We start from the raw sequence: 23,514 nt of genomic DNA on the forward strand, positions 1-23,514 counted from the left end.
GTGTGCTGTGCGCTTCCAGCGTGAGGATCTTGGCGCGATCACAGGTGCTGATCCTGCCGTAACAGGGTATAGGTGCCTCCCAGGGACGTGACCGTTCCTTGCCCTCCCTGATCCGTTTCTGGTGGCACTGTTCCGTCCTGTTCGAGCTGCCGGATCAGAATCCGACGGACTTCCGCCGTTGTAACGGGATTGGACTGGGTCGAATGGCCCGAATGGCGCACCACAAGTTCGGACTGCACGTCGGGCACATGTGCGCTTTCATACATGACGACCCCGTCATCGGCGGTTGCCAGAGGACCGTCACCTAAAACCGGAATGATCGAATGGCCCTCGATACCAGGTGCAACCGGAATGGCCGCCAGAGAGCGTATAAACGAACTGTGGGGGGACATGCCGTACACGCTGCCGACGCGCCATGGCCGCATGTTCAGTTTGCGGATTTCCGGAGAGCTTGCGAAGACGGAGCGTATGACTTCCTGAACCGACACGGGAAAGGTGACAAGCCGCCCCACCAACTGAGCCACGGACAGGCCGGCGATATAACTTCCGTGTTGCGGCGTGGAAATGAAAACAACGCTCCGGGCCTCGGGAAGAGGAGTGGGGAACAGCGCGTCGCGCAAGAGTGTTTCGTCGGCTGGACGCAGTTTCAGGCGGCTTAAGGGAACGGAGATCATGCCGTTCCAGAGCCTGTCACCCGTATTGACGACCAGCATCTTGGCCAGCAGGCCGCCCTGACTGTGGCCGATGAGGGTGATCTTTCCAAGGGCAGGGTCCGTCTTTGCTCCGCCAAGCTGGGCCACGGCTTTTTCGAGGGCCTGACGAAGCTGGAGCGCGGAATAGGGAATGGGATTGCCCGTTGCGTAGGAAAAAAACCAGAATTCGTAATGATTCCTGATGACGCTGTCTTCCATCAGGTCATTGACCATATTCGCCCATCGGGCTGCGCTGGACGCGGTTCCATGCACCAGAACGACGGGCCGGTGGCCATACTGATGGGGCTCGATGGTCAAAAGCTGCGGTCGATCTCCCTGATTGAACAGTCGGCCATCGAGAAAACCCCGATATTCGACAGACCAGTCCATCGCATCATTCAGGCTTTCGGCGAGGGTGGTCGTCTGATCGAACTGCAGAGGCGCCTGCTGCCCTGCAATGTTCTCGTTGATGGGGGTCAACTGAAGGCGGGCGGAAACATGATCCGACAGGATCTGCTGGCGGGGCGAACTCATGATCAGCATCAGGTTCATGGGAACGCGGAGGGAATTGGCGATCTGGAAGGACTGGTTTTCCTGCGTCGTCAGTCGGGGGAGGGCGCCTACGGGTTCGCCCAGACCGGGCTGGCGATAGATGTTTTCAAAACCCCTGACCGCAAGGCGGGCGACGGGGCGGATATCGGTAACCTCATGTCCATGCCAGTGGAGCTGTGCCGGATCGACAGAGATGGCGACCTGGCCGGATGAGAGGTGCCACTGCTGCGAGACGGCATTGACGGGTGTTCCGAGGGCTTCCGTCAGCCCGAACATGTACAGGTCGCAGGCCTGTCTCAGATGGGTGTCATAGGGGCTGGGGCGCTCATCCGCCGTGCCGGTGGGATTGATATAGGCGTAGGCGTAAAGGGCGGCAGCCAGAAAGGCGGCACGATCCCGATGGCGTCGTCCCTGGATGTAGTTCAGCTCCGCCAGCGCGAAAAGCTGATCGTCCAGCGTATTGGTATAGAAATGTTTCCGGGTCCGCTCCTGCAGCGCAAGAAGGGCCCGGGCGGGATGGTCCTGCCAGAGCGGCAGGAGGTTTTCGCGTTGCAGGACAGTGCGGGTCAGATTGGAGAGGCGCCCTCCGGTCAGGGAGCTCTGGTTGCGGTCCTGATAGGCGGAAGTGAGGGAAAGCTGGCGGACCGAAATGGGAGAGGCGCAGCCTGCCAGACACAGGAGCGCCGACAGGGCGAGCAGGACCTTCTTCATGGGGAAACGGCTGTTTTTGCCATGGCCGTATGAAATCCCCCTCCGGTCGCCTTGTAAAGATCGACCGACGCATCCAGCCGCTGGAGACGCGCCGTCATGTGGGAAAGCTGTGCCTGCTGGAAAACGGCCTGCGCGGTCAGGACATCGATCCGGCTGGCATATCCCTGATCCAGCCGCAGATTCGTGAGATGCAGGCGCTTCTGATCCGCGGTTTCGCGGGCGAGCGTATCGCTTTCGCGCTCCGATGCGGTTTGCTGGGCGAGGAGGGCATCCCGGACTTCCTTGAAGGCGGAGCGGATGGACTGCTGATACAGGATCACCTGTTCGTTCCTGTTGGCCTTCGCGAGCCGGACGCCGCTTTCTGTCCGCCCGAAATCCAGAACGGGCGCGGCCATGGCCGCACCAAGCGTCCAGGCACGACCGGTCGCCCGGTACAGATTGTCGATGTCGATGTTGTTCACACCGGCCAGTGAGGCCAGCGAGATCGTCGGGAAATAGGCAGCCCGCGCGAAGCCGATGTTGAAATTGCTCGCGATCAGCATCTGCTCATGCATAGCGATGTCAGGTCGGCGCTCGAGAAGTTCGGACGGCAGAAAGGACGGGCTCGCTTGCGGAACGGTCATGTCCCTGATGTCCCGGCCGCGCGGGACCGCGCTCTGCACGATGTCCTGCGGGGACCGACCGATCAGGACCGCCAGGGCACTCTCGGCCCTGTTCCGCTGGTCCTCCATGTCCGGGAGGAGTTCATGGACCGCATCACGCCTTTCCCTCACCCCCTCAAGCGTCAGGGCATCCGTTGCTCCGACGTCATACTGGCGCTGGACGAGAGCAAGAAGGTCGTCCTGTGTCTGAACCGTGTCCTTCAGGATCGCAAGATCCCCGTCCAGCGCGCGGAGACTGAAATAAAGTTTTGCCACTCCCGCGATAACGGACAGGCGCGCCGCATCCATGGCATAGACGTCAGCATGCACCCCTGCCTTTGCAGCGTTGCTGAGACTGGCATTCTTGCCCCACAGGTCCAGTTCATATGTCAGCATGCCGCCGACGAAGCCCAGATTGCTCATTTTGTTGGGGAAATGAAGGCTCTGGTTCAGGGCGCTGACCCGGCCATTCGCGAACTGCCCATAGGCGTCTGCTCCGGTAACCGAAAGCATGGGAAGCTGGTTGGCAAACGCATAGCCATACTGGGCGCGGGCCTGCATCAGCCGGTTCCCGGCCAGGGCGATGTCGTCACTGTCGTGGAGGGCCGCCTGCACCAGTTGGTCCAGCACCGGATCGCCATAGCTGTGCCACCATGTCCGGTCATCGCGCGTTACCGCGGAGGTTCCCTTCCATGTGGCGGGGAGAGGCACGGCCGGGCGTTTGTAGTCCGGGGCGAGCCATGAGCAGCCGCCGAGGAGGAGGGGGGCGAGAAAAAGCCACTTTCGCATCATGCAGCTCCTTTCGCCGGGGTAGACGAGGGCGCGCTGACATGGAACCACATCACATAGAGCGAGGGCAGGAAGATCAGCGTCAGGACCGTGGCGACGGCCAGCCCGCCCATGATGACATCGGCCATCGGCCCCCAGAAGACGCTTGAGGCAATGGGGAGCATGCCGAGAATGGCAGCCACTGCCGTCAGCATGATCGGCCGGAAGCGGATCATGGCGGCATCGACCACGGCATCCCATTCGGATTTGCCGCTCTGCTGTTCGATCTCGATCTGGTGGACGAGAATGACCGAGTTGCGGATGATCATGCCGACCAGCGCCACAAGTCCCAGCATCGCGATGAAGCCCATGGGGTGTTGTGAGAGCAGGAGGGAGGCGACAACGCCGATCAGGCCGAAAGGCGCGACACTAAGGACCAGCGCAAGACGTTTGAAGCTCTGGAGCTGGATCATCAGGACCGCCATCATGATCAGGAGCATGACCGGCATGACCGCGACCACGGACCCCTGGGATTTCGCGCTTTCCTCGACCGTTCCACCGACCGCGAGATGATAGCCGGGGGGAAGCCTGGCACTGAACGCGGCCATTTTTGATGCCAGCGCGGAGACGGCGGCATCGGGCTGCATGTTGTTCTGAAGCTGGGCCTGTACCGTCATGGTCGGAAGCCGGTTGCGGCGCCAGATGAGCGGGTAGTCCTCCACATAGGCGACTGTCGCCACGGAAGACAGGGGAACGGTCAGATCGTTGGGAAGCCGGATATCAAGGTTTCTCAACTGTTCGATCGACAGCCGTTCGTCCAGGTTGGCCCTCAGGACCACGTCGACGAGATAGATGTTGTCGCGCACCTGCGTGGCCGTCATGCCCGTGACGGTCGCATTGATGGCCAGGGCAATGGCGGAGGAGGAGAGCCCCAGCCGTCGTGCGTCTTCCTGACGGACATCGATCCGCAGTTTCCGCGCCGGGTCACCCCAGTCGAAATTGATCAGTCGCAGATTGTGGCTTTCATCCATGATCTGCGCGACCTGCTGCGCATAATCGCGGACTCGGTCAGGGTCCCGTCCGCTCACGCGGTACTGCACTGGCCAGCCTACGGGCGGTCCGAGTTCCAGCGGGAACAGTCCATGCACGATATCGGGGAAGCGCTGGCTCAGGGCCGCGTCCAGACGGTGACGGATACGTTCTCGGGCTGCGACGTCTTTTGCGACAATCACGGTCTGGGTGAAGAAATCGTTGGGAAGCTGTTCGTCGATTGACAGGTAGAACCGGATGGCCCCGCGACCGACATAGGAACTCCAGTGGTCGATATCGGGGTCATTGCGCAAAAGCGCATCAAGCTGATGCGAGACATCCGCGGTTGCCTTGATGGATGCTCCCTGCCGCAGCGACAGGTTGACGAGCAGCTCGGGTCGGTCCGAGGCGGGGAAGAACTGCTTCGGGACGAGCGGCAGAAGGAGCAAGGCGACAGCCAGCGCTCCGAGGCTTACGAAGACCGTCACGCGCGGATGGTGCATCGCGTGGAGGAGAAAGCGCCGGAACGTGGTCAGGATCCGTCCGGGCGGGCGCGGCTTTGCAGTGCCGCTCGTCGCTTCGGGATGTTCGCGCAGGATTGTCACTCCGATCAGGGGGGCGACAAGTACGGCTACGAACCACGAGACGATCAGCGCGATGCCGACGACGGCGAACAGCGAGAACGTGTATTCGCCCGCGATACTGCGGGCAAAGCCGATCGGAACGAAGCCTGCGATCGTCACCAGCGTTCCCGTCAGCATGGGGAAGGCGGTTGAGGTGTAGGCAAAGGTTGCGGCCCGGGCGAGGGTCCAGCCTTCCTCCAGTTTGCTGACCATGCTTTCGACGGTGATCATGGCATCATCCACGAGCAGGCCAAGCGCGATGATCAGCGCCCCCAGCGAGACGCGCTGCAGGTCGATCCCGAAGATTTCCATGCAGGTGAAGACGACGGCGAGGACGAAGGGGATGCAGAAGGCCACCACCGTTCCCGCACGGCCGCCGAGGCTAAGGAAACTGATCCCCAGGACGATTGCGATGGCCTCGAACAGGGCCTCCGTGAAATCGCCGACGGCGTCCTTCACGACCTTGGGCTGGTTGGCGACGAGATGCGCCTCGATCCCCACCGGCATGCGGGCGTGCAGTTCCGCCATGGTCGTGGAGATATTCTTTTCCATCGCAAGGACGTTGCCGCCGGAACTCATGGAGATTGCCAGACCGATGGCATCCTGTCCGTTGACCCGGAACATTGTCTGCGGCGGATCGGAATAGGATCTGGTGATGGTGGCGATATCGCCCAGCCGGATCTTCCGGCTTCCGGCATAGACCGTCACGTTTTTGATGTCCTCGACCGAACTGAACCGACCGGTGGGCTGGATACGGATCTGTTCGGTCCCGGTGTCGAGTGTGCCCGACGGCATGAGGACGTTCTGGGCCAGAAGCGAGGACGCGATCATGGCGCTGTTGATGCCCAGTTGCGCCAGATGATGACTGGAAAGATCAACGTAGATCTTCTCGTCCTGCGCGCCGAGAGTCTCGATCTTGGCGACATCGGGCACATGCAGAAGCTCGTCGCGGACCGTTTCGACATAGTCCCTCAGGTCACGATGGGAAAAACCCTGTGCCGTGAAGGCGTAGATGATGCCGTACGTGTCGCCGAATTCGTCATTGAAGAATGGTCCGACGGTCGTGGAAGGCAGCAGGACCTTGAGGTCTCCCACTTTCTTGCGGACCTGATACCAGATGTCCGGAACCTTCGCCTTCGGAGTGCCGGACAGCAGGTTGAGCAGGATCGTGGTTTTTCCCGCGACCGTGTAGCTTTTGACGTAATCGAAATAAGGCGTTTCCTGAAGCTTCTTTTCGACTGGATCCGTCAGGAGATGGGCTGTTTCCTCGACGGAAGCGCCGGGAAGCATGGCCTGCACGACCATGGTCTTGACGGTAAATGGGGGGTCCTCGTTACGCCCCAGGGCGAAATAGGACCTGAAGCCCGCCACACCGGTCAGGATCATGAAGAAAAGAACGAGCGCGCGATGGGTGATCGACCAGCGCGACAGGTTCACGCCACCGGGGGCTGGAGACTCAGGGGCGGACATCGGCGTCATTCAGGAGCGTGACCTTCTGATTCGGATAGAGCGCCTGCACACCTGCCGTGACGACGCGGTCACCGGCATTCAGTCCGGAGAAGACAAGCACGTCCGTAGCCGTGTAGCTGGCGATTTCGATCCGTCTCAGGGTCACGGTGGATGTGTCGGGTGCGACGATCCAGACTGCCGGCTTTCCGTCCTGAGCGGTCAGGGCTGCGGGGGGCAGGCGGATTTCCCGATGGTCCGTCAGGACCATGCGTCCGACCACGACGGACCCCAGCGTCATGTCCGGCGGCGGGGCATGCAGCAGCGCTTTGGCACGGTAGGTTCTCGTCAGCGCGTCGGCATCGGGAGCGAGTTCGTAGATCTGTGCCGTCGTGCACACCGCAGGCTCGGCATCCAGACAGACCGAAAGTGGTTTTCCCGCCAGTCCGGTCGCGCGCATCAGGGATGCCGGAACATCGAACTGGATGTCCCGCTCTCCACTTTCCGCCAGCCGGAGGACCGGCTGACCCGCTGCGACGACTTCTCCGACTTCCGCAAGCCGTTCCGTGACGATCCCATCCGTATCCGCCGTCAGTCGGGTGTGGTCCACGCCTTCCTGTGCAATCCGCATCCGGGCCTGCGTGGACTGGACCGTGCTCTGGGCTGTCCGGTAACGGCGGATCACGTCGTCATAGTCGTTCCGTGAAATCGCCTGTACCGGGAGGAGGGCAATGGCGCGTCTGCGGAGGGCTTCCAACTGGACGAGGTCGGCTTTTGCGGCTTCCATATCCGCTGTTGCAGCCTGAAGGATCTGTGTTACGGCCGTTTCGTCCAGTCTCGCCACCACCTCTCCGGCATGAACGACACTGCCGACGCTGACACGTCGTTCGATGATCTTTCCTGCAAGCCGGAACGAGAGAGTGACGGTGCGGTGTGGCGCGATCTGACCGGTCAGGGGCTCGCCGGTCGCGCTGTTTACCGGTTGCACCACAGTGGAGCGGACCGGTCGGATATCGGGAGGGGGTGTCTGTTTGTGACAGGCTGTCAGAAGGAGCAGAAGGCCACTGCACGCCATCAGAGGCAATCTGCATGCTTGACCTGTCATCGGGGCGTCTCCGTCCTGCCGTCGGGATGGGGCGTCGAGAGGATCCCTCCCATGACGGCATTCCATGAATGTTCAAGATAGTCGTCCCGTTCCTGCGCTGTCATCAGAACGTTCCGGCCAAAAAGCCTCTGCTGGTGGGGCCAGCTCAGAAGCAGTGCAGAAAGTGTCCGGCTTGTTTCTTCCCGGCCACAGGTCCTGTTCAGAAGGCCGGCTTTTTCGACACTGCCCAGAAGCTCGAACGTAAGGTTTTCCAGAGGCTCGAAAATATGCGCGCCTGCATGTTCCACCAGATCGGGGAAGCGCCAGCCTTCGGCGATGAAGGTCCGGCTCAGAGCGACCGTTTCAGGTTGCAGGACGAGGTCCAGAAGCATGCGCATGGTCTGGCGCAGGGCCAGAAGAGGGTCTGTCGAAACCATATCCTCGGGAGGGGCCGCCGCGACAAGAAGGCTTTGGCCGAGCTCCGTGATGACCGTCTTGAACAGGACCTCCTTGGAGGCATGACGCCGATAGATGGTCTGTTTGCCCACCTGTGCGACGGCGGCAATCTGCTCCATCGAGGTCGCGGCATAACCCTTTTCACCGAACAGATGCACAGCGGTTTGCAGGATCAGGGCATCAAGCTCTTCGGACATCCTGGTGTCAGGCCGTCCTCCATACCGTTTCGTAGCCATGCCATGCCTCCTTGCGGGCGTCTGTAGAACGTCAGGATGATCGGCTGTTGGTAGACGAGACGGTTCAGTCTCGCAAGTGTGGGGTGAATCGCGGAGGCTGTATGTGGATCGGGGAGAGGCTGAATCCGTCCGGTTCCTATCTGGCCGTCAGTCAGACGCTTCGGACTGAGACCTTTATTAGAAGGTCAATTGTCTCTCATTTTAAATGGAGATTGCTTTCAGTATTCCCGGATCATTGTCATTTTCAGACAACAGGCAACGGATACTGTCCGAGATCCTGGGGTTGTCCAGTTTCAGGTTTGTGCATTCCCAAAGTTCCTGTCTGAGGTTTATATCCCCTCTCAGGGGTTGCAGCACGATGCGGACACATGTTGGAACACGGCTATTATCGGAAGCGGCGCCGAGACATAGGCCGGACAGGGTCTGAACAGTCCGGGAAGAACTGGGAAACAGGACGAAAGACGTGACTTCCGATGAAAAGAGCGTATCCCGGCAGGTGATGAAAATCCGCTCCCCCAGGTAGCTGAAGGTTCCGCGGTAACGGTGTTTCCGCTTGCCGGCTTTCTCGATGTAACTGACGCAGATCCGACCTTTGAACCTGTAAATATTCATCAGTGAAGCGATGACCTGACGGGGGCTTCGCATGGACATCTTGTAGCATCGGTAGATACCAAGATGAATCTGGGCTTTGCGGATATCGCCAGCCTCGGCTGGAAGGGCCGTCTCGGCGTCATTCCTCCGCCGATCCGGGCGCTTCTCCATGAGAGCCAGCATCTGCGCGTGCGGCATCCGCAGCTCGTACTCTTCCACACCGAAGAAATCGCTCAGTTTCCGCATGATGAAGGGAGAGGGCTGCGCCAGACCTGAGAGGTATTTGTTGAACTGGCTGCGGTTGATGTCAACGCGACGGCAGACATCGGCAATCGAACGGTAAAACCCACTCAGATAACGCAGATTGAGAGCCAGATCGGTCTGGGGAGAATGATTTTCACTCATTGATTTCAACTCGGCAATATAGCGTCTCCTCAGGATATGAAATGATCCTGACTCTTCCCTTCTTCAAAACCGGCTCGGAAGCTTCGGTAAGGGAGGGGTCCTCCTGAGTAAAGCGCATAATATCTCAAAACTGATGCTACCTGATGCTTTTTCAGCATCATATCGCAACAGAAATATATCACTAGCAAAATTGAGTCGATCAAAGTTTCGATGCTTAAATGCAACATAATGTTTATGTGGCGTGATGGATGATGTCACGCGCTCCCACAGGCATGACTGACATTCAGGAGGGTTTCGATGGCTGGTACTGGCTCTCTTTCTTCGCGAAAGATATGGTTTTTCGCGGGTACAATTCTGGGAGCCAGCTTTGAAGTGCTGCTCCCCGGCGCCGCGCTTGCTGAGCCGGCGACAGCCGCGGTCAGCGCCGGTACGAAAGGACCCGACGCGCAGCCTGGCATTCACAGCAGAACAGCCCAGAAAAAAGCCGCGCAGACACATGCCCGCAAGATGGTGAAGACCACATCTTCCGTCTCTCCGGGTGGGGCACCGCAGGCGACTTCTGTTGTAGCCACCACACCGCCTTCAGTCGCTCCGTCCAGAGGGGAGCGTGCGGCGGTTCTTGCCGAGACCGGGCAGGGTGGAACGGAAAACATTCTCGTAACGGGCTCGCGTCTTACCACCAACAGTATTTCCGAAGTCCAGCCCGTCACCACCATGGACGCAGAGCAGATCAAAAAACGCGGCTATACGAATGTCGGCCTGGCACTCATGCAGGAAAATCCCAGCTTCGGGGTACCGGATAATAGCCCGATCGGCAGCCAGGGGTCGAACGGTGCAGGCCAGACCTACGTCAATATGTACAATCTGGGGTCGCAGCGGACCCTGACGCTCGTGAATGGCCACCGTTTCGTCTCTTCGGCCACATCGTCGATTTTCGGTGCTGCCAGCGGTTCGCCCGTCGATTTCTCCATGATCCCATCGGCGCTGGTCAAGAAAGTGGAAACCGTATCTGTCGGTGGCGCGCCGGTTTATGGTTCCGATGCCATTGCAGGCACCGTCAACATCAAGATGGATGACCGGTATCAGGGCATCAAGCTTGATGGCCAGTCCGGCTGGTCCCAGCGCCTGCAGGACATCAGCTATCGCCTTTCGCTCGCAGCCGGTCACCATTTTGACCATGACAAGGGATCGGTCGTTTTCGGCGCCGAATATAACCAGCAGTTCGGCATGAAGGCTTCAGACACACCCTGGACCGGGGCAAACAGCTACTATTTCTCCCGTGCCACCAGTGGCCCGTACAGCTACGTCCTGTCGCAGGGCTCGCGGGAGCCGACCTATACGGCTGCGGGCATTCCGACAATCAAGGACGGATACGCCAACAAATACGGTGTCAATTATGATGGTATCCGTTCTCCAACCGGCAGTTCGATGGTCTTCAGCAATGATGGCAAGTCACTGATTCCTGAAACCTACGATCATGCCACCAAGAGCTCGACCAATGTTGCAGGCGGCAATGGCTTCGCCACGGCGAATTACAACAATCTGATTGTCGATCAGCAGCGCCTGTCCCTGACCAGTCTTGCCCATTACGACATCACCGATCATCTTCATGCGTCCTGGGAAGGCTGGTACGGCCACACGATCTCGACCAACACTGCTCATTCGCCATATTACAGCGCCTATGCCCACGGAAAAGCCGGTGCCAAGAACGGCTCCCTGATCATGAGCACGGACAATCCGTATCTGACCACGGAAGAACGGGCCACGATCGTGAGTGCGCTGGCCAAGGCCAAACAGCCGACGGACACCTTCTATCTCAACCGTGCCAACACGGATCTGTACTCTGGAGCCTACACCACTGACGAACAGCTCTTCCGGACGGTCGCGGGGCTGAACGGGGACTTCAATTTCCTGCACCGCAATTTCCAGTGGGAAGTGAGCGGTACCTATGGTCGTTCCCTCGCTTCGACCAGCCAGAGCCAGATTGTGACGCAGAACCTGTTCAATGCCGTCAATGCGGTGCAGGGTGCCGGCGGCGCCATTACCTGCGCGCCCGGCTATACGAATGCCACCATCGCCACCAAAAGCGAAACCTGTGCTCCGCTTAATCTTTTCGGCGTCAATCAGGCCAGTCAGGAAGCCGTCAACTACGTCACTGCCGTCAGCCGCACGAATCAGGTGAACTCGCAGTTCGACATCGTGGCGGATGTGAAAGGCAAGATCGTCCAGCTTCCCGCCGGTGCGCTGTCCTTCGTGCTCGGCTATGAGCACCGTCGCGAAGGTTTCCAGTTCAATCCGGGCACGTTCAAGACGGGGCAGATCCAGGCGGACGGAACCTGCACACCCTACGGGAACAGTGTGTGCGAAACGGCCGTCAACGGCGCCTATCATACTCATGAAGCTTTCGGAGAACTGGATGCTCCGCTGGTCTCGCCCCGGATGCATGTCGCTGGCGTCTACAACCTCGCCCTGCACAGTGCGGGACGGTATGTCTATAACAGCATGACCGGCGGTTTCTGGACCTGGACGGCCGGCGCGGCCTATTCCCCGACGCGCGATATCACCTTCCGCGGTAACTACACCCGCTCCCTGCGCGCACCGTCCGTCACGGAACTGTTTGCTCCTCACGCTTCTGTCTACGATGACGCCGCCGATCCATGCGACTATGGTTCCATCAATGGCGGATCAAGCCCTGCCATCCGTGCGGCCAACTGTGCAAAGGCAGGCGTTCCAAAGGGGTTTGTGTCCCGGATTTCATCCAGTTCCGTTCTGGGTACATCGGGCGGCAATACGCATCTTCAGAACGAGGCCGCCAACAGCTTCACAGGCGGCGTCTTGATCCGTCCACGTCCTGTTCGCGGACTGATGATCCAGGCCGACTATGTGGATATCCTGATCAAGCATGAGATTACCGAACTGGGCGTCGGCGACCTGATGGATGCCTGCTATGATTCTGCATCTTATCCAAACAACAGTTGGTGCAACCAGTTTACCCGCGACCCTGCTACACACGAGATTACGAACTTCTCCGAAGGCTATTACAACATCGCCAGCGAGCATTTCCGCGGCCTTCAGGCAAACCTGCGATATGACATGCCACTGACTACCGTGGGTCTCTCTCCCAATGCCGGTGAGGTCGGGATTTCCCTCAACTACCTGCACCAGTTCTACCATGCCTATCAGGTCGGTTCCGGAAGCCTGCAGAACGAACTGGGCGGTTCCGGTAGCCCTAAGGACAATTTCACGGCCAATTTCAACTACACTCGCGGTCCGCTCTATTTCCAGTGGCAGATGATGTATTACGGGAAGTCCCGCGTCAGCCCGAATGTGCCTGTCAGTGAGTATGAATATCCGTATTACAACCAGTACTTCCTGTTCAACATGACGACGGGATACACGTTCATGAAGCATTACAATGCCAATTTCGTCATGAACAACGTTTTCGATGCCCGTCCGCAGTTTCCCTATACCGGAAGCACGTCCCGCTACTGGGAAGGCATTATCGGACGTTCCTTCAAGCTCGATATCAGTGCCGAATTCTGAATATCGACTTTCTTCCGTCGTATTTCCAGCAGGACGGCTGGCCTTTCCACAGGCTTGCTGTCCTGACCCCATGTGGCGTCCCGCTGGAAGTCTGTAGACTACAGTCGTGTGTTCCGGGACAAAGCAGGTCTCAGGGCGTCTGAGAGCCCTTTTGTCAATTCAACTTAAATCTATTGGGTTAAGAGCCAATAATCGCCTACCCGCAGGATTTAACGACTGGCAAGGCCCGTCAAAAATGGCGTCTGACGATTAAAGTGGTGAACCTCACTCAGGCAGCTTGAAATCGTGGATGTCACAGGCGACATCAGTCTGCGCATCAAGGCAGGGAAGAAGGCCGAAGCACGGGCTTTGCTGAGGAACCTGAGAGGAAACCCGGAGACTCTGGCTTGTGGATTACTTTACCGGCTTACGCGTTTTCCTGCGTGCGAGTCAGATCAGGAGCTTTTCCGGTGTTGCGGCTGAACTGGGCATGGAAGTTTCCACGGTTTCCCGTCACATCAGTCGCCTGGAAGTCGATCTGGGCGCTGCGCTGTTCAACCGGACGACACGCGGTCTTCACCTGACGGAGGCCGGGACCCTGCTTCAGGAGCGCGCCAGTCTGATCATGACGGCTCTTGATCAGGCCCGTGAAGAGATAACACTGCATAATTCTTCGCCCCGAGGGCTGCTGCGGATTAATGCTCCTACAGCTTTCGGACGTCGCCATATCATACCTTACATGGCGGAGTTTCTGGCTGCGTTTCCCGATATCCGCGTCGATGTGACACTGACGGATACGACAGTCGACCTCATTGAAAGTGGTGCGGATGTTGCAATCCGCATCGGTGCTCTCCCTGATTCCAGTCTTGTTGCAAAGCGACTGGCCGCGCAGTCGCGCATGGTTGTGGGAACGCCCGATTATATCGGGAAGGCAGGCGCACCTGAAGTGCCGGAGGATTTATTTGCCCATAGCTGCCTTCTGTTCACCCTTCATTCGGGCAACGCCTGGTACTACAGGCATGCCCATCAACCGGACTCTCCGTTTGAGAAACTGACCGTGGCCGGTCTGATGAAAGCCAATGATTCCGAAGCCCTTCTGGAGGCTACGCTCCGCGGGATTGGTCTTGCACTCCTTCCCAACTGGCTGATTGGCAAAGAGATACGGGAAGGGAGGCTTGTGCGGCTACTGGCCGATTTCGAGTGGGGGCTCTCGCCGGGTGCGGAACGCGCCATATGGGCGGTCTACCCGCCCAAAAAAGTCGTAGCTCCGAAAGTTAAAAGCTTCATCCATTTTATGAGCAGGAAATTTAAGGACCCCCTGTACTGGGAGCAGGGATAACAGGGACGGGACACTTCGATCTTCCTGCCGATCATGGGCGAACTTCCGGCAGGATCGTGCATGGCAATTTCGGCAAAAGTCCTTTGCCGCCCGCCACGTAGCTGGATCAATGTCAGACCCGCTATGGGATTCATTGCGTGACCTTATTGGGCTTCACGAAATAATGGAGATCAAAATGGACAGTCTGACGATTGATCGCAAGAGCGACACAAATGACGCCGTTTCCTCGGGACATTTCTACGAATACAGCAAGGCCGCCAATCCCATCCGGCCGAGTTTGACCCCGCGGGTTCCATATCATTTCTTTTCGCCGTCACTCTATGCGGACGGTGAGAGCCGGATCATTCCTCTTGATCTGAGTGTGGAACTGAAATGTCCAAGCCCTGCGACGGGACCTGATCTTTGCGCCAATTTCGTCCGCATCAATGCGGGAGATCGGATCGAGATGGCTCCGAATGCGACGTCGATCGTGTTCTACGTCATTCGCGGTCATGGTCGGGCGCGCAACGGTTCGGCGTCTTTCGAATGGTCGCATGGTGATTTCTTTGCGGTTCCGGCTCTCGACGGCATTAGCCTTGAAGCCTCAACCGATGCTGCGCTTTACGCCGTCCATGATGCGCCGCTGCTGACTTATCTTGGCGTGAGCGTCGATACCGCCCGTTTCCGTCCCGTCCTGTTCCGGGCAGCGGATGCGAACCGGGAACTCGACCGTGTGAAGCATTCTCCCGCTGCCGCTGAACGCAGCCGTATCAGTGTTCTGCTGGGTGCAGACGAGTTTCCGCTGACCCGGACCGTGACCCATACGCTCTGGGCAATGTATGGGACGATCGGGGCAGGGACCGAACAGAAGCCGCATCGTCATCAGTCGATTGCGCTCGACTATATCGCCGATTGCGAACCCGGCTGTTATTCCCTGGTGGGCACGGAACTTGATGAAGAAGGGCGGATCGTCAATCCCGTCCGCGTCGACTGGGAGACGGGCTGCGCTTTCGTGACGCCGCCGGGTTACTGGCACGCCCATTTCAATGAATCGGCTTCCGAAGCGCGCCTGATTCCCATTCAGGATGCTGGTCTGCAGACATATCTGCGGACGCTGGACATCCGGTTCGCCTGACGAGTGGGGTGTGCAGGGGATGATATTACACCCTGCACACCTCGGACGATCGCGGAAGAGCTGTGGTGCAACCTGAGGCAAGCTGTCGAGCAAGACACGGGGCAGATGGTTCCTGTCACCTGAGCAGATCCGCCCTGATGCCCATGCAGTTCCGGGTTTCGAGAATTTTTGCCGGAGGGTCCTTTCGTCAGTTCTTCCGGAGATGTCTTTTTATTGTTTTGCATTCTGTCTTTGTTTCTCTGCTTCCTGAGTAATCAGGTGACGCAGGAAGCAGAAGGCGTGGCTGCTACAAACCAATATGAGTAAATCGGGATTTACTTTGATGATCTTCAGATTTGAACGCGATTTTTCCGCGTCGCTTCGTTGTATTCCGATGATTGCCCGGCAGAAGCTTGATCTTGTCGGAGTGAAACTCAGTCTGCGGCAATGGAGCCGTTTTACGCGGGAGGAGCGGGGCCAGCTTGCGGAACTCCCCTGTGAAACATCCGCGGAACAGGACGTGTATCGCGGGTTTGTCGTGCAACTGATTGAGGCACGAAGTGATGAACCGCCGGTATGGCTTGCGACGCAAAGTTTTGAAGACTGGCAGGAGGCGACCCGGATACCGGAAATGGTGAAGGGGCAGGCCCTGGCAGACGGGGTGGCTGCACCCACAGCGGCGCAATGGAAGGCCCTGACACCACTACAGCGCTTCGCTTTGGTCAAACTCGCGCGATCAAAGCACGAGAATGAAAATTTTGTTCCCGCGATGCAGGAATTCGGGATCCTCTAGTCAATACGGTTCTTTATTTCGCGAACCCGACTGCGACCGAGAGAGGCGCGATCATGAGCAAAGAAAAAGAAGCTTCATTCAAGCCGTACCATCATCCTGCCGGTGGGTGGGGGGCGGCCGGGGCCACCGCAAAGGTGCTCATGGAGCAGAGCGTGCTCGTCAAGGGCTCGCGGGGTCTCCTGTCCATGAACCAGCCCGGTGGCTTCAAATGTCCGAGCTGTGCTTTTCCCGATGCGGACCATCACAAGAAGCTGGAATTCTGTGAGAATGGGGCAAAGGCGCTGGCGCATGAGGCCACCAAGGCACGGGTGACCCGCGCCTTTTTTGAAAAATACACCGTTACGGAGTTGATGGAACAAAGCGACTACTGGTTGGAAATGCAGGGTCGTCTGACCGAACCCATGCAATATGATCCGAAGACCGACAAATACATACCGGTTTCGTGGGACGATGCGTTTGCGCTGATCGGACAGCATCTTCAGGCGCTTGATAGTCCAAATCAGGCGGAGTTTTATACCTCGGGGCGTACTGCCAACGAGACGGCTTTTCTCTATTCAATTTTTATCCGGGAATACGGTACCAATAATTTTCCGGACTGCTCAAACATGTGTCATGAGCCGAGCAGCCGTGGCCTTATGCCAGCCATTGGCATCGGCAAGGGCACGATCGTCATGGCCGATTTTGAGCATGCCGAGGCGATCTTCGTCATTGGGCAGAATACGGGGACCAATTCGCCGCGTATGATGACGAACCTCGTCGATGCGCGAAAGCGTGGCGTGCCGATCGTACTCATCAATCCGATGCCCGAACGCGCACTGATCCGCTTCACCGAGCCGCAGGACATGCTCCAGATGGCGACCTTCGGGTCAACGCCGGTTTCGAGCGAATTCGTACATGTGCGGATCGGTGGTGACCTTGCCATCTTCAAGGGTATGATGAAGGTGCTGTTTGAAGCCGAAGACGCGGGGGAGGCTGCCCTCGACATGGACTTCATCAATCAGCATACGGTTGGCTTCGACGCTTTGCGGGCCGATGTGATGGGCTGCTCGTGGTCGGATATTACCCGGATTTCGGGCATTTCGGAGGAGCAGATCCGGCGGATCGCGGGGATCTATCAGAAATCCCGCGCGACGATCATCTGCTATGGCATGGGCATTACGCAGCATCAGGAGGGTGCGCGCCTGGTGCAGCAGATTGCCAGTCTGCTCATGCTGCGCGGCAATTTTGGCAAACCCGGTGCGGGCGTTGCGCCGATCCGGGGTCACTCCAATGTGCAGGGTGATCGTACCGTCGGCATCGACGAAAAACCGACGCAGGACTATCTTGATCGGGTACGCGATGTGTTCGGGTTCGAGCCGCCGCGTGAGCACGGCCACCATGTGGTTGAGGCCCTTGAGGCCATGGAAGCCGGCACGGCAAAAGTCTTTATCGGCCTGGGGGGCAATTTCGCCCGCGCCGTTCCGGATACCGAGCGTTCCTATGCGGCAATGGCAAAGCTCAATCTGACTGTCGGGATCGCCACAAAACTCAATCGTGGGCATCTGATCCATGGCCGGGATGCTCTCATCCTGCCGGTTGTGGCCCGTTCGGAGATCATCCGCACAACGGCTGGCGAGCAGTTTGTGACTATCGAGGATGCCATGTCGAACGTGACGGCATCGCGGGGCGTATTCGAGCCTGTGACGCCGGATGTTCTGCCGGAAACGGAAATTGTCTGCCGCATGGCAATGGCGACACTGCCAAAATCGAAAATTCCCTGGTCCCTTTATATGGCGGATTACGGCCTGATCCGTGACAAAATCGCCGAGGTCTATCCGGCGATCTATTCGGATTTTTCCGAACGGATCAAAAATTCCAAAGGTTTCCACCTGGACATCCCGCCGCGTCACCGGATCTGGAAGACGCCCAATGGCAAGGCCAATTTCCTCGTGCTTCCGGGTCTGGAAGCCAATGTGCCCGTCGAAGACAAGGCCATGCTTCGTCTGGCGACAATCCGCTCGCACGATCAGTACAATACGACGATCTACAGCAATAATGATCGCTATCGCGGCGTTTACAACAATCGTCTCGTAATCTTCATGAACAGGGACGACATGAAGGACCGGGCGCTTGAAAACGGGGCGGTCATCGGACTTGAGACTTATAGTGACGATGGGTATCGCCGCTATGTCGATGGCCTTACGGTGATCGACTATCCAATGCCGCGGGGCGCGATCGCCGGGTATTATCCGGAACTCAATCCGCTGCTGCCGCTTGGCTATTTCGACGGGATCAGTGGTACACCGGCCGCAAAATCCATTCCGGTCAGGGTCGTACCCAGCGTCGCATCGGGGGTGCCTATGCGCTTTGCGGGGTAACGGAATCCGGCAGAAGGCAGAATGAGCACATGGCCTATCTTGATCCATATTCTAAAGATGAATGTTCCGATGGATGGTAACTGTCACCACGGAAAACACCATACCTTCCGGTTTGATTTCAGCATCGGTGAGGGCGGGAGAGAGTGTATGCTTAAAGACGCACTGTTCCATGTGATAAAGGTGACACCTCTCGGTCTGCCGGAAGCAAATTTCTCGCTGAATATCGCGGATGAAGTTCCCATAAGCCTGAATTTCAACGAGATTTTTCCTTATGGCGTTATGATGATGACACCTGATCATCTGGAAGATTTTGCATATGGTTTTTGCCTGACAGAAGAAATCATCCAGTCCGCAGAGCAGATACGCTCTGTCGCTATCACGCATACTGACGATGGTCTCGCGGTGGACATAACGATTGCTGGAAACTGCCTGACAGCCCTGCTGAGGCGTCGTCCCCGGGCGCAGATAGGGCATACGAGTTGTGGGATCTGTGGCAGCGAAGCTGTGCCATCGGTGGAGATGACTAAGGATTGTGCTTTGCCGCTAGCGCACACGATTACGATCGATGCGCTTCGCAGGGCCCTGAACGATCTTGATGCGTGGCAGAAACTCAATGCCGTGACCCGGATGGTTCATGCAGCGGCATGGGCTGACGCTGACGGGCATATCCAGATGATCCGGGAAGACGTCGGCCGGCACACCGCTCTGGACAAACTGATCGGCGCCCGTCTGCGTGATGGTTTGACCACACAGAACGGCGTCTGCCTTCTGACCAGTCGCTATTCGTTTGAAATGGCACTGAAAACGCTGCGTGCGGGCATCGCTATTGTTGCTGCCGTCTCAGCGCCGACATATCGTGCGTATAAGCTTGCGGAAAAGATGAACCAGACGCTGGTTGCCATTGCGCGCCGCGACCGGCAGATCGTGTTCTGCGGTGGAGAACGAATTATTCAATGAATTCAGGGCAAAAGAAGATCAATGCATCAGATTATTTCTGAAATACACAATATATCATAAGTAAAAAATAAATTGTTAAAATATGAATTTAATTTTCATTAAGATATCTATCTGCGTTGTTTCGCTTTGGCAAAGCGGGATATCCAGTATCAATAAAGAAAGATACGAAGACATTTCAAAAACAATTCTTAAATGGCCAGATGCGGCGAAGCGGCAAACTGGATGAAATCCCTCAGATACTGAATCTCTTCATCAGTTTCGCGATAGCCGAGAAATATCTGTTTCGCAATGCCGTTTTTCCCGAGCTTTACCGCGTGCAGTTCAAAGCGGGAGGAATATTCTTCCACAAGCCAGCGCGGGAGTGCTGCCACTCCCCTTCCATGTGCCACCATGACCAGCATGATATCCGTGGTTTCTATCTGTTTCTGCTGCCGAGGGGCAATGCCAGCGGGTTGCAGGAACTGCGTGTAGATATCAAGGCGTTCGGACGGAACGGGATAGGTGATCAGCGTTTCGCCCGCAAGCTGCTCTGGCACGGCGAATTTTGCATTCCACAAGGGATGCTGGGGACCGACAACCAGTACCAGTTCATAGTCAAAAACCGGTGTGAACTTTAGGCCCGGTTTGTAAAGCGGGTCAGGCGTAACCACGATATCGATCTCATTGCTGAACAGCGCGCCAATACCCCCGAACTGGAACTTCTGCCGCACATCCACATCAACCTTCGGCCATCTCTCCAGATAGGGAGAGACCACTTTCAGGAGCCACTGATAGCAGGGGTGGCACTCCATGCCGATGCGGAGGGTGCCACGCTCGCCGTTACCGAATTGCTGAAGCCGGTTTTCGGCCAGTTCAAATTGGGGCAACAGCCGGTTGGCAAGCGACAATAGCCACTCACCAGCCTGGGTGAGCACAAGTGAGCGCCCCTCGCGCCGCCATACTTTTACACCAAGCTGGCTTTCGATTTTGCGAATGGCGTGGCTGAGCGCCGGCTGTGTAAGATGCAGCTTTACCCCGGCCGCTGTCAGCGAACCTTCGCGCGCCACTTCCTGAATGATCGTCAGATGACTCCGCTCAAGGATACCCATGCCTCACCTCATAGATAAATAAAATCTATACAATCATAAAAACATATCATTTCCATTCATTTTTATGAAGCTCTACCGTGAGGCACCTGCACGATTCATCTGGACATACTGCAATGGTCACGACCCATACCCATATGTGTTACGCAGAGTTCCATGATATCATCGCCGCCATCGCGGATATGGATGCCGATGTTATCACCATCGAAACATCACGCTCCGATATGGAGCTCCTCGATGTATTCGGGATGTTCAATTACCCGAACCAGATCGGGTCAGGTGTATATGACATCCACTCACCCAGCATCCCCTCGGAAGAACATATTTCGGCCGAACGGCTCTGAGTCAATCCGGACTTTGGCCTTAAAACGCACCAGTGGAGCGAAGTGATACCCGCACTGACCAACATGGTGGAGGCTGGGCGAAGAAGCAGTCTGAAAGTGTCACTACAATCAGGCCTGACGACGGGGCGTGCGTTTAGCTGCATCCTGAACCGTGCTCACCTCTGTGAGCGCCGTATATGACAGAGCACCCGGAACAGAAGGAGATAACCGATGAATGAGAGTTCACGCCCGATCCTCACGCCCCCGAACGGACACAGGAAGGTATTGCTCCATTCATGCTGCGCGCCATGTTCCGGTGAAGTGATGGAGGCAATGACGGCGTCTGGCATTGATTATACGATCTTCTTTTACAATCCGAATATCCATCCGGAGCGGGAATACCTTCTCCGTAAGGAAGAGAACATCAGGTTTGCGGAGAAGCATCTTGTGTCCTTCATCGATGCTGATTACGACCGCGATAACTGGTTCGCTCGCGCAAAGGGTATGGAGTGGGAGCCAGAACGCGGGGTCCGCTGCACCATGTGTTTCGATATGCGCTTTGAACGCACGGCCCTTTATGCTCACGAACATGATTTCCCGGTCATGACCAGTTCGCTAGGTATATCGAGGTGGAATAATCTGGCGCAGATCAACGAGTGCGGGCAGCGTGCGGTGACGCCTTATGACGGGCTTTCTTACTGGGATTTCAACTGGCGCAAGGGTGGAGGTGCCGCTCGAATGATCGAGCTCAGCAAGCAGGAAAGGTTTTACCAACAGGAATACTGTGGGTGCGCCTATTCGCTGCGGGATAGCAATACTCATCGTCGCAGAAAGGGGCGCGCGGCAATCGAGATCGGAAAATTATATTACGGAGCGGACGACGATGCCTGATCGCATGCCCATGCAGGACAAGAGGAGATTTCTCGACGCGGGAACGGACTTGAAGGAGACAGGACAAGGGGAGAATGTATTGTCACCCCTGGCATGTGACGATCTGGAGAATGACGGTCCTGAGGATGAAAACAGTCTGGGATGTCCATGTTGCATATTGCCCTGGTCTCGTTGAACCTGAGCTAGAGTGTTGCGTCGAATACGCTATACTCTGCCGCTCCATCCGTGTTTTTCATGCAGTACGCTGCGAACATGGCAATCACGACGAAGCATCCCATTGGGACAATGTACGCAAGCTGCATGTTTCCGCCAGTGGCATCCGAGATATAGCCTTGCAGAAGCGGGAGAATACCCCCGCCACTGATGCTCATAACCAGAATTGATCCGCCGTAAGCGCGATCATGACCAAGCTCATCGACGGTCAGGCCATAGATGGTTGGCCAGCAGGGGCCAAGCAATCCACTGACAAGGATGGCTGCATACACAGCCGTGAAATCATGCACCATCACCGCATAACCCAGTGCGACAATGCAGAGCAGACTGTAAACGAACAGAACCCGTGCAGGGCTGGCGTGGCGCATGAAGAAATTGGCCACCAGCTTGCCGACAAAGAACGCACAGAATGACATGATCAGGTACACGGAGGCCTGTCGTTCATTGATGTGCCCCAGCCGCATGGAGAGGCGGATGATGAAGCTCCAGACGCCGACCTGTGCGCCGACATACAGAAACTGCGTCAGAATACCGAGGACGAAGCGCCTGTTGGCGAACAGCCGTTTGAGGGCGCCGGCAGTATCAAGGTCATGACTCTGCTGCTGATCACGCCCTTTGCAGGCTGGATAACGCGTAATGCCAATAGCGATCATGACGATCAGCAGCACTCCGAGGACATAGACATACGGCTCAAGAGTAGCGTGAATCATGCCGAGCTGATGCTGCCAAGCCTGCGCGGCTGGCATGGCGGAGAGCTGCTCGCGGGAGAGGTCGCCATCCTTGAAAATCAGGTACGCCCCCATGCTGGAGCCGAGAATGGCCCCGATCGGCTGAAAAGCACTGGCAAAATTAAGGCGATGCGTTCCGCGACCCGGAGGGCCGAGCAGTGTGCAGTAGGTATCGGCAGCGGTTTCGATAAAGACCAGTCCGGCTGCGACAACAAAAAGAGCCACGAAGAAGATCTGGTATGTCGCGAAATGGGCCGCAGGGAAGAACAGACAACACCCAATGAAATACAGCAGCAGACCTAGCTGGATCGACCATTTGTAGCTGAAGCGTTTGATGATCATGCCAGCTGGAATGCCCAGTACGAAATAGCTGATGTAGAATGAGAACTGCACGAGAGCTGACTGAAAATCCGACAGCATGAAAGCTTTGCGGAACTGTCCAATCAACACATCATTGAGGCTCATTGCACAGCCCCAGAGTGAGAACAGACAACAGAGCAGGCCAAAAGCGAGTAGGGGCGTGCGGTTCAGGTAAAAGCCGTCCTGAAGTTGGACGATAGGAGCGGATTTGGCCACGGGTTGCCTCACAAAATGTCGTTTACCGCTAAAGATCAAAACTGGCTTCTCTATGTGAGAGGCTGACTTTTCAGTATCAGTTTCATGTTATGATTCGGGGATATATCACATATAATCTGTTTTAAAAGTATTTTTTCGTGTGCTTCTCGCCGCTTTGATCTTCCAGAGGATCACGTTGCATAGAGACCATGATTGCGGGACGTGCTGATGACCGATCTGAAGGGGCACGATTGCAAATTGCTCTCCTCGATCCGTATGGTGTTGGAAAGGATTTCAGGAGACATCTTTGTGCAAATTGCGCAGCCGAACCTGACCAGGAATATCCCCCACTCTTTGAAGGATTATCGTTTTCTGTTTGCCGCATCCGACCGCCCACCCCATCTGTATGGGAAACTGGTGACAG

General features: G+C 57.0%; 16 protein-coding genes and 1 pseudogene. 9 read left to right on the forward strand and 8 right to left on the reverse strand.

Features of this window, described 5'->3' with window-relative positions; translation table 11 throughout:
- Positions 1 to 38: 38 nt before the first annotated feature.
- The 6 genes from ABF859_RS10410 to ABF859_RS10435 all read right to left on the reverse strand — a co-directional run bounded on the left by ABF859_RS10410 (position 39) and on the right by ABF859_RS10435 (position 9,234).
- On the reverse strand, positions 39 to 1,955 hold the full coding sequence (locus tag ABF859_RS10410) for a lipase family alpha/beta hydrolase (RefSeq protein ID WP_415527709.1): 1,917 nt from the start codon (positions 1,953 to 1,955) through the stop codon (positions 39 to 41).
- Positions 1,952 to 3,388, reverse strand: a complete 1,437-nt coding sequence (locus ABF859_RS10415; RefSeq protein WP_415527710.1) for an efflux transporter outer membrane subunit — start codon at positions 3,386 to 3,388, stop codon at positions 1,952 to 1,954. Before ABF859_RS10415 ends, ABF859_RS10410 begins: the two co-directional genes overlap by 4 nt.
- Positions 3,385 to 6,495, reverse strand: coding sequence for an efflux RND transporter permease subunit (locus tag ABF859_RS10420; protein ID WP_415527711.1), 3,111 nt, complete (start codon positions 6,493 to 6,495; stop codon positions 3,385 to 3,387). The genes ABF859_RS10415 and ABF859_RS10420 overlap by 4 nt, the downstream gene beginning before the upstream one ends.
- Entirely contained in the window at positions 6,473 to 7,537 is a 1,065-nt protein-coding gene (locus tag ABF859_RS10425) for an efflux RND transporter periplasmic adaptor subunit (RefSeq protein ID WP_415527712.1), read from the reverse strand. The genes ABF859_RS10420 and ABF859_RS10425 overlap by 23 nt, the downstream gene beginning before the upstream one ends.
- Positions 7,538 to 7,563: 26 nt before the next feature.
- Complete coding sequence (locus ABF859_RS10430; RefSeq protein ID WP_415527713.1) at positions 7,564 to 8,238, reverse strand: TetR/AcrR family transcriptional regulator; 675 nt, start codon at positions 8,236 to 8,238, stop codon at positions 7,564 to 7,566.
- 201 nt (positions 8,239 to 8,439) lie between these two features.
- Positions 8,440 to 9,234, reverse strand: a complete 795-nt coding sequence (locus ABF859_RS10435) for a helix-turn-helix domain-containing protein (RefSeq protein ID WP_415527714.1) — start codon at positions 9,232 to 9,234, stop codon at positions 8,440 to 8,442.
- 297 nt (positions 9,235 to 9,531) lie between these two features.
- Between ABF859_RS10435 and ABF859_RS10440 the strand changes: the two genes are divergently transcribed.
- The 6 genes from ABF859_RS10440 (at position 9,532) to fdhD (ending at position 19,295) form a co-directional block, all read left to right on the forward strand.
- Positions 9,532 to 12,777: a TonB-dependent receptor domain-containing protein gene (locus ABF859_RS10440; protein ID WP_415527715.1), complete on the forward strand. Its 3,246-nt coding sequence runs from the start codon at positions 9,532 to 9,534 to the stop codon at positions 12,775 to 12,777.
- A 388-nt stretch (positions 12,778 to 13,165) separates the two neighbouring features.
- Positions 13,166 to 14,095: a LysR substrate-binding domain-containing protein gene (locus ABF859_RS10445; protein WP_415527716.1), complete on the forward strand. Its 930-nt coding sequence runs from the start codon at positions 13,166 to 13,168 to the stop codon at positions 14,093 to 14,095.
- 175 nt (positions 14,096 to 14,270) lie between these two features.
- Positions 14,271 to 15,209: a cupin gene (locus ABF859_RS10450; protein WP_415527717.1), complete on the forward strand. Its 939-nt coding sequence runs from the start codon at positions 14,271 to 14,273 to the stop codon at positions 15,207 to 15,209.
- A 322-nt stretch (positions 15,210 to 15,531) separates the two neighbouring features.
- Positions 15,532 to 15,981 (forward strand): nitrate reductase associated protein, encoded by a 450-nt coding sequence (locus tag ABF859_RS10455; protein ID WP_415527718.1) that lies wholly within the window; start codon positions 15,532 to 15,534, stop codon positions 15,979 to 15,981.
- 53 nt (positions 15,982 to 16,034) lie between these two features.
- Complete coding sequence (locus tag ABF859_RS10460; protein ID WP_415527719.1) at positions 16,035 to 18,338, forward strand: FdhF/YdeP family oxidoreductase; 2,304 nt, start codon at positions 16,035 to 16,037, stop codon at positions 18,336 to 18,338.
- Between the two features lie 147 nt (positions 18,339 to 18,485).
- Positions 18,486 to 19,295: a formate dehydrogenase accessory sulfurtransferase FdhD gene (fdhD, locus tag ABF859_RS10465; RefSeq protein WP_415527733.1), complete on the forward strand. Its 810-nt coding sequence runs from the start codon at positions 18,486 to 18,488 to the stop codon at positions 19,293 to 19,295.
- Between the two features lie 188 nt (positions 19,296 to 19,483).
- On the opposite strand, the gene ABF859_RS10470 is transcribed toward fdhD, so the two are convergent.
- Positions 19,484 to 20,383 (reverse strand): LysR substrate-binding domain-containing protein, encoded by a 900-nt coding sequence (locus ABF859_RS10470; RefSeq protein WP_415527720.1) that lies wholly within the window; start codon positions 20,381 to 20,383, stop codon positions 19,484 to 19,486.
- 95 nt (positions 20,384 to 20,478) lie between these two features.
- Between ABF859_RS10470 and ABF859_RS10475 the strand changes: the two are divergent.
- Positions 20,479 to 20,808: pseudogene (locus ABF859_RS10475) on the forward strand (5-methyltetrahydropteroyltriglutamate--homocysteine S-methyltransferase); the annotation flags it as partial.
- A 126-nt stretch (positions 20,809 to 20,934) separates the two neighbouring features.
- Positions 20,935 to 21,594 carry an epoxyqueuosine reductase QueH gene (locus ABF859_RS10480; RefSeq protein WP_415527721.1) on the forward strand — a complete coding sequence of 220 codons (660 nt, stop codon included), beginning with the start codon at positions 20,935 to 20,937 and terminating at the stop codon, positions 21,592 to 21,594.
- Positions 21,595 to 21,776: 182 nt separating this feature from the next.
- On the opposite strand, the gene fucP is transcribed toward ABF859_RS10480, so the two are convergent.
- Positions 21,777 to 23,111: an L-fucose:H+ symporter permease gene (gene fucP, locus ABF859_RS10485; protein ID WP_415527722.1), complete on the reverse strand. Its 1,335-nt coding sequence runs from the start codon at positions 23,109 to 23,111 to the stop codon at positions 21,777 to 21,779.
- A 207-nt stretch (positions 23,112 to 23,318) separates the two neighbouring features.
- Here fucP and ABF859_RS10490 point away from each other — a divergent pair.
- On the forward strand, positions 23,319 to 23,514 hold a 196-nt coding region (locus ABF859_RS10490), incomplete at its 3' end, for a hypothetical protein (protein ID WP_415527723.1).

Origin of the sequence: Gluconobacter sp. (assembly GCF_047722525.1) — a bacterium.
Classification (GTDB): domain Bacteria; phylum Pseudomonadota; class Alphaproteobacteria; order Acetobacterales; family Acetobacteraceae; genus Gluconobacter.